This is a genomic window from Salinigranum sp. (assembly GCF_041641895.1).
Lineage (GTDB): Archaea > Halobacteriota > Halobacteria > Halobacteriales > Haloferacaceae > Salinigranum.
Genome location: NZ_JBEPXO010000124.1, coordinates 1 through 7,527, shown reverse-complemented (window position 1 = coordinate 7,527; position 7,527 = coordinate 1). Strand labels below are relative to the sequence as shown.

Sequence of the window (7,527 nt, the reverse complement as noted above, 5' to 3'; positions counted from 1 at the left end):
GAACCCCACCTCGACGACGTCATCAGTGCGGACGAGGTCAAGACGTTCAAGCCCGACCCGGCCGTGTACGAGAACGCGGCCGCACGCGTCGGTTCGGATATCGAAGCGTGCCGGCTCGTCTCCGCGAACGCGTGGGACGCAGCGGGTGCGGGGAACGCCGGGATGGGCGTCGCCTGGGTCAACCGACGCCGCGACCCGCCGGAGGCCATCGGACCCACCCCCGAGACGGTGGTCGATTCGCTGTCCCGACTCCCGGACGTGCTCGCACGCGAGTGACAGTTAGCTCGGGGGGCTGCCTCCGAGGTGGGGATGGCGTATTTAACCCCGGAGATAATACATACTAGTATTTTTCGGCCGCAACATGCCAATGTGTTTCCACAACAATTATTAACAAAACCTTCTGGGTCTAAGTATGGCACGGGATAACACCTCGCCGAATCGTCGAGACGTGTTGAAAGCAGCGGGTGCTGCCGGACTGGCTGGCCTGGCTGGCCTGGCTGGTTGCAGCGGTGGCGGTGGCGGTGGCGGCGGTGGCGGAGGAGACGGCGGTGGCTCCGGTGACGGAGGAGACGGCGGTGGCGGAGGAGACGGCGGTGGCGGTGGAGACGGTGGTGGCTCCGGAGAGGACTATCCGGAGCTCGGAAACTACCCCGTAGAGGGCGACGAAGTCGTCTTCGGCTACAACGTCCCGCAGTCGGGCTCGTACTCCCAGGAGGGTGCGGACGAACTGCGCGGCTACCAGCTCGCCGAACAGCACCTCAACAACGGCGGCGGCTGGGTCGACAGCTTCGACGAACTCTCCGGCGAGGGTGTGCTCGGGAAGACGGTCACGTCAGTCGAGGGTGACACCGCCACGGACCCCGACACTGCGCGGCAGTCCGCCTCGCGGATGATCAGTCGCGACAACGTGATTATGTGGACCGGTGGCTCCTCGTCGGCGACGGCCATCGCGCAGCAAAAACTGGGGCAGGAGGAGAAGGTCATGTACATGTGCTGTCTGACCCACTCGAACGACACCACCGGTCCCGAGTGTGTCCGCTACAGCTTCCGCGAGATGTTCAACGCCTACATGACGGGGCAGGCGCTGGCGCCCGTCGTCCGAGACGAGTACGGCGAGGGGCTCAGCTTCTACCAGCTGTACGCCGACTACTCGTGGGGACAGACCCAGCAGGAGTCGATGAACCAGTTCTTCACCGAGGTCGCCGGCTGGGAGCAGATCGACTCCGTCCCGACGCCGCTCGGTACCTCCGACTACTCGTCGTACCTCTCGGAGGTCCCGGACGAGGCAGACGTGGTCGTCCTGAACCACTACGGGCTGGACGCCGCCAACTCGCTCCCGCAGGCGATCAACCAGGGGCTCGCCGAGGACAAGGAGATCATCGTTCCGCTGTACAACCGCCTGATGGCGGAGGCGGCGAGCGACTCCATCGACGGCATCTTCGGCACGGCCGACTGGTCGTGGCAGCTCGAGGACGACGCCTCGCAGACGTTCACCGAGGCGTTCCGCGAGGAGTTCGACAAGGTGCCGTCGTACGCCGCTCGGCTGGCGTACGTCGCGAGCATCCAGTACGCTCGCGCCGTCGAGCGCGCGGGGACGTTCTACCCGCCGGAAGTCATCCGCGCCCTGGAGGACTTCGAATTCTCGGGCATGGGACTCGGCGAGGAGACGATGCGCGGTTGCGACCACCAGGCCCAGCGTGACGTGCTCGTGGTGCAGGGGCTCCCGAGCGGCGAGCAGACCGAGAGCCGGCTGCTTGAGGTCGTCAACCAGACTTCGAGCGACCAGCTCGGCTACGCCTGTGACGCGGGCCCGGCGGCCGAGTGTGAACTCGGCGAGTACGGCGACGAGTAACCCCCTCGAACGAATTTCTTCGTCGTCCACAGACGGAGAGTGCACGTCAATGTCAGCACCGATAGATACTAACGAGTACCATAGAAACCGAAATCCGTACGAACAATCATGAGTCTCCTCTCGCAAGCCGTAACGATACTCCTCAACGGGCTCCAGCAGGGCGCGATATTCGCGTTGCTGGGGATCGGACTGACCATCATCCTGGGGACGATGCGGTTCCTCAACCTCGCCCACGGGGCGCTGTACCTCGTCGGTGCGTACGTCGGGATGTTCGTCGTCCGGGAGACGACGCTCACCAACGGAGTACTGCAGAGCCTCGGCATCACGAACTACGGCGTCGGACTCGGGTTCCTCGCCGCACTCATCCTCGTCCCCGTCATCGGGGTCATCGTCGGGGCGGTGATGGAGCGATTCGTCGCGGAGCCGTTCTACGACCGCGCCGAGACCGACCAGCTGCTCGTGACGTTCGGGCTCGCTCTCATCATCGAAGAGTTCATCAAACAGGTCGTCGGCGGGAACACGTTCCAGCCCATCCCACCCCAGACCATCTTCGGCATCCAGATGTCGGGCCCGGTCACCCTCCCCATCGTCGGGTCGTTCCCCCGCTGGCGGCTCTATCTGGTGCTTCTGGCCAGCATCGTCATCGTCCTCACGTTCCTCATCATCGAACGGACGGACTTCGGGCTAGTCGTCCAGGCGGGGACGCGCGACTCGGAGATGGTGCGGCTCCTCGGCATCCCCATCAACCGGTCGTACACGCTGGTGTTCGCCGTCGGGGCGTCGCTGGCGGCCTTCGCGGGTCTGGTCGGCGCGTCTATCCAGACCATCAGCCCCCAGATCGGGACCCAGCAGGCACTCATCCCGGCGTTCCTCACCATCGTCGTCGGCGGCGCGGGGTCGGTCGTCGGCGCCATCGCCGGCGGGATGGTGCTCGGACTCATCGTCGCCGCCTTCCAGCAGACGTTCTCGCAGTGGGCGTTCATCATGATGTACCTCTTCGTCGCGCTCGTCCTGGTGTTCAAGCCCGAAGGTCTCTTCGGCAGCGTGGAGGTGGGCGAATGAGCCGCGAGACCGAGAGCGACGGCGGCGCCGTCGTCGACGACACCCCCGGTTCCCGTTCGGAGCAGAGCTTCTTCGAGCGGATGCAGGAGAGCGACACGATGTCGCTCGCCGGGTTCGCGGCGATGATCCTCGTGTTCCCGCTCCTGCTCGTGGACGGCCTCGGTATCGTCGGCGACATCGTCGGTCTGCGTATCGGCGGGTACGTCGGCCTGCCGGACCTGGTGCTCATCTTCGGCATCGCCGTCATCGGCTTTAACCTCCTCCTGGGATACACGGAACTGCTGTCGTTCGGCCACGCCGCGTTCTTCGGCTCGGCCGCCTACGCCGCGGCGCTCTTCAGCGGCGTCTTCGACAGCCCCATCGCCATGGTGGGCGTCGGCACGCTCGTCGCCATCGTCATCGCCTGGCCCATCGGATTCGTCTCCATCCGTCGGAGCGGGGTGTACTTCGCCGTCCTCACCCTGACGTTCGGGCAGATGCTGTACTTCTACGCGCTCGGTCCGGGGTCGTGGCTCACCAACGGCGACAACGGCTACTCCGACATCTCGGTCGGCCACCTGCTGATGGTGCTCGAACTGGACGAGGCAGTCGTCGGAATCGACCTCTTCGAGGCGTACACCTGGCAGTACGTCTTCGTCGCGCTCTGTACGCTCTTCGCGCTCTGGTTCGGCTATCGAATCATCAACTCGCCGTACGGTCTCATCTTCAAGGCGCTCGGCGAGAACGAAGAGCGCGTCTCCTTCGTCGGCCTCGACGTGTTCCGGTACAAGCACATGGCGTTCATCATCTCCGCGGGCTACGCTGGCGCCGCGGGCGCGCTGTTCGTCATCCACGAGACGTACATCCACCCGACGACCGGTCTGTACTGGATTACCTCCGGGGACTTCGTCATCATGACCGTCCTCGGCGGGACCGGGTCGCTCATCGGCCCGGTGTTCGGGGCGCTCATCTTCGAGTACGTCTCGAACGTCATCTCCGGGGTGTCGCTGCCGGTCATCGGCTCCATCGGGTCGCTCTGGCGTATCGTCCTCGGCGCGGTGTTCGTCGCCGTCGTCTGGGTGTTCCCACAGGGCGTCTGGGGCGCTATCTGGGACGGCATCCGGTGGGTGACGAGTCTCGGGAGCGACAGTGGGAGTGGCAGCGGCAGCGGGGGTGACGACTCGTGAGCCTCCTCAGGACGGAGGACCTCCGGAAGCAGTTCGGCGGCCTGACCGCCGTCGACGACGTCACCTTCGAGGTCGAACGCGGCGAGACGCGCGCCGTCATCGGTCCCAACGGGGCCGGCAAGTCGACGCTCATCAACTGCATCACCGGGATGCTCACGCCGACGTCGGGCACCGTCCACTTCGACGACGAGGACATCACGGGGATGGACCCGCACGTGGCGGTCCAGACGGGCATCTCGAAGTCGTTCCAGACGGCCTCCATCTTCCCGAACATGACCGTCAAGGAGAACGTCGAAATCGCCGCGCTAGCGTCCGAACACGGCTCTTTCCAGCTCAATTTCTTCAAGAACCGGAGTTCCTTCGACGAGGTCCACCGCATCTCCGAGCGGATGCTCGACGCGGTCGGCCTCCTCAAACACCGCGACCAGACCGCCGGCAGCCTCCCGTACGGCGACAAACGTCGCCTCGAAATCGCCATCGCGCTCGCCTCCGAGCCCGAGATGCTGTTCATGGACGAGCCGACAGCGGGGATGTCGCCCGAAGAGACCAACTCGACGGTCGACCTCATCGAAGAACTGCAGGACGACCTCGGGCTCACGATTCTCATCGTCGAACACGACATGGAGATAATCTTCCGCATCGCCGACAAGATTCTGGTGTTGAACCGTGGCCGCGTCATCGCCGACGGCACGCCCGAAGAGGTGCGTGACAACGAGGACGTCCAGGAAGCGTACCTGGGAGGTGTCGAGCTGTGAGCGCGGACGGCTCGCTCCTCCGTCTCGAGGACGTCGACTCGTACTACGGGCAGAGCCACATCCTCCGGGGCATCTCGATGGAGGTCAAGGAGGGTGAAATCTGTGCGCTCCTGGGACGGAACGGGGCTGGCAAGACGACCACGCTCCGCTCTATCGCGGGGGCGCGCCCCCCCGACATCCGGGGCGGCCGCGTCCTCTTCGACGGCGAGGACGTCACCGAGCAGACGACGGAGAACATTTCCTCTGCCGGCATCGCGCTCGTCCCCGAGGAGCGCCGCGTCTTCCCGAACCTCTCCGTCGAGGAGAACCTCCACCTCCCGGACGTCGCGCGGAACTGGTCGAACACGTTCGGCCGGAACGTCCAGGTCTCCCAGAGCGGGCTGACGAACGAGGAGATTTACGAGGACTTCCCTCGCCTCGACGAACGCCGGACGCAGAAGGCGGGGACGCTCTCGGGCGGCGAGCAGCAGATGCTCGCCATCGCGCGCGCGCTCAAGCAGGGTGCGGACCTCCTGATGCTCGACGAGCCGTACGAGGGACTCGCCCCGCAGATTATCGAGAGCGTCGAGAACGCCATCGAGCGCATCCGCGACAGCGGGAAGACCATCCTCCTCGTGGAACAGAACGCCGTCGCCGCCATCAACATCGCCGACCGCGCGTACGTCATCGACCAGGGCGAAGTCGTCTTCGACGGGAGCGCCGAGGAACTCCGCGACGACGAGGAGACCCGACAGCGGTATCTGGGGGTGTGACGATGGACGCACCGAACGCGGGCGCGAACGTCGACCCCGAAGCCGCACTCGACCGCCTCGTCGCGGCGGGCGCCGTCGAGGAGGCCGACGACGGGACGCTCACGACCACCGAGGCGTACGAGCGAACCCGGGTCGTCTACCACGACACCTACGGCGGCGCGGACGAGGAGACGGTCGTCAAGGCGCTCTCTGACGTGTTCGGCGTCGACACCGACACCGTCGCCGCCTACGTCGACGAACACGACGTCGGGCCGGCGGACCTCGTCGCGTACCTGTCGCTGCAGTCGTTCCTCGACCCCGTTCCCGATCGCGCGCTCCTCGCGACGATGGCTGGCCTCGTCGTCGAAATCGGCCCGGGGTCGCCGGTCCCCGGCCAACTGAGAGCACTCGACGACGACAGCTACGAGGCGTTCCTCTCGGAGCACCCCGACGCCGTGTTGACGGTGTGGAAGACGGGCTGTCACCCCTGCGACGCGATGAAGGAGGACCTCGACGAGATACTCGAACGGGTGCCCGACGGCGTCGCCGTCGCCGGCCTCGACGGCGAGTCGGTCCCCTCGTTCCGACTCGCCTACGGCGTCGACTCCGCGCCGGCCGTCCTCGCGTTCAGGGACGGCGAACTCGTCGAGTCGCTCACCGGCCAGCGCTCGCCCGTGGCACTCGAACGGTTCTTCTCGGTGGTGTACGGCGTCGACGACGTCGACCCCGTCTCGGCAGTCGAAGAGGAACTCGACCTGGCTGGCGACGCACTCGCCCTCGACGCGACCGACGACCCCGACGCGAGCGACGAGTAACCGCGCCTCTCTCGTCTCGTTCCTCTTCGGTCCGGTCTCTTCCTGTGGGAGACCTGCGGCCGTGGCCGACTCAGCTACTCTCGGGCACGCCCGTGACCATCACGGGGCGGCCCGCGTTGAGGATGACCGTCTGGGTGACGCTGCCGAACAGGGCCTTCCCGGCCGGCGAGCGCTTCCGCCCCCCGATGACGATGAGGTCGGCGTCGACTTCGTCGCCGGCGTCGACGATGGCCTCCGCGGGGTCGCCGCTCGACTCCGTGACGTCGAACTCGATGCCGGCCTCGTCGAGCACGTCTCCGGCCGCGCGGACGGGGGCGAGCTGTGCCGCCGACGCACCGCTGGGGTTGTCGGTGAAGCTGTGGATGAGCGTGACGTGCTTCTCCGAGCCGTCGCCCGGCATCCCGGCTACCTCCTCGGCGCAGAGCTTCGCGTGCGCTTCGTCCTCGTCGATTCCGATAATGACGTGGTACATGCATCGAACGTCCGACGGCGGCGGCTTAGTCCTTTGGGGACTCGGCCGACGGTCCCCCTCCGTCGCTCTCGACGTCGCCCCGTCCGACCGCGTCGACGTCGTCGACGAACGTCGACACCGCGACGACGAACAGCAGGGGGACGCCGAGGACGACGGCGATGGTGACGCCGCCGTAGAGCCCGAAGCCGAGCGCGGTGGGTGGCAGTTCGAACAGGAAGAACAGGGCCGGCGACGCAGGGTCGTCGACGGTGACGGTGAACAGCACGCCCATGAGTGCGGCGACTCCCACGAGGAGCACGTAGAGGACGACGACGAAGCGTCGCCCACCGAACCCGCGGCCTCCGTCGGCGCTCGACTCGGCGGATGTCACAGGTGGCGCTCGGGACGGCGGCGGATTAGCCCTTTCGACCGCCGTCGACCCCGGACCGATTGACCTTTACTCCCCGCAGCCAAGCTAGCGGTATGTCGGACAAGGACCTCCTCGCGATCGTCCTCGGTGGGGTCGCACTCTTGATGTTCGCGACGGGCATCATCCTCGCGGTCTGAGACGGCGACTCACGTCGGCGTCTCGGCGTCGCGTTCGACCCGTCTCAGCACGCGACCGAGGATGTAGCCGACGAACGGACCGACGAGGCGCCAGTACAGCCCGAACTTCCACGCGGAGACCGTGTCGG

At 66.3% G+C, this 7,527-nt stretch carries 9 protein-coding genes; 7 read left to right on the top strand and 2 right to left on the bottom strand.

All coding sequences use genetic code 11. From position 1 onward, the window contains the following. The 7 genes from ACESK5_RS18240 to ACESK5_RS18210 all read left to right on the top strand — a co-directional run. Positions 1 to 276, top strand: a 276-nt coding sequence (locus tag ACESK5_RS18240; RefSeq protein ID WP_372913009.1) for an HAD hydrolase-like protein, incomplete at its 5' end; no start/stop codon positions are given. Between the two features lie 136 nt (positions 277 to 412). Beyond that, positions 413 to 1,852 carry a substrate-binding protein gene (locus ACESK5_RS18235; RefSeq protein ID WP_372913008.1) on the top strand — a complete coding sequence of 480 codons (1,440 nt, stop codon included), beginning with the start codon at positions 413 to 415 and terminating at the stop codon, positions 1,850 to 1,852. 108 nt (positions 1,853 to 1,960) lie between these two features. Continuing rightward, positions 1,961 to 2,914, top strand: coding sequence for a branched-chain amino acid ABC transporter permease (locus tag ACESK5_RS18230; protein WP_372913007.1), 954 nt, complete (start codon positions 1,961 to 1,963; stop codon positions 2,912 to 2,914). Beyond that, a complete protein-coding gene (locus tag ACESK5_RS18225) occupies positions 2,911 to 4,080 on the top strand; it encodes a branched-chain amino acid ABC transporter permease (protein WP_372913006.1) in 1,170 nt (389 codons plus the stop codon). Before ACESK5_RS18230 ends, ACESK5_RS18225 begins: the two co-directional genes overlap by 4 nt. Next, entirely contained in the window at positions 4,077 to 4,835 is a 759-nt protein-coding gene (locus tag ACESK5_RS18220; RefSeq protein WP_372913005.1) for an ABC transporter ATP-binding protein, read from the top strand. Before ACESK5_RS18225 ends, ACESK5_RS18220 begins: the two co-directional genes overlap by 4 nt. Next, positions 4,832 to 5,587, top strand: coding sequence for an ABC transporter ATP-binding protein (locus ACESK5_RS18215; protein ID WP_372913004.1), 756 nt, complete (start codon positions 4,832 to 4,834; stop codon positions 5,585 to 5,587). Before ACESK5_RS18220 ends, ACESK5_RS18215 begins: the two co-directional genes overlap by 4 nt. Positions 5,588 to 5,589: 2 nt before the next feature. Next, positions 5,590 to 6,381, top strand: coding sequence for a thioredoxin family protein (locus ACESK5_RS18210; RefSeq protein ID WP_372913003.1), 792 nt, complete (start codon positions 5,590 to 5,592; stop codon positions 6,379 to 6,381). A 70-nt stretch (positions 6,382 to 6,451) separates the two neighbouring features. On the opposite strand, the gene ACESK5_RS18205 is transcribed toward ACESK5_RS18210, so the two are convergent. Continuing rightward, positions 6,452 to 6,853 carry a universal stress protein gene (locus ACESK5_RS18205; protein ID WP_372913002.1) on the bottom strand — a complete coding sequence of 134 codons (402 nt, stop codon included), beginning with the start codon at positions 6,851 to 6,853 and terminating at the stop codon, positions 6,452 to 6,454. Positions 6,854 to 6,878: 25 nt separating this feature from the next. Further along, complete coding sequence (locus tag ACESK5_RS18200; RefSeq protein ID WP_372913001.1) at positions 6,879 to 7,223, bottom strand: cox cluster protein; 345 nt, start codon at positions 7,221 to 7,223, stop codon at positions 6,879 to 6,881. Positions 7,224 to 7,527: the final 304 nt, after the last annotated feature.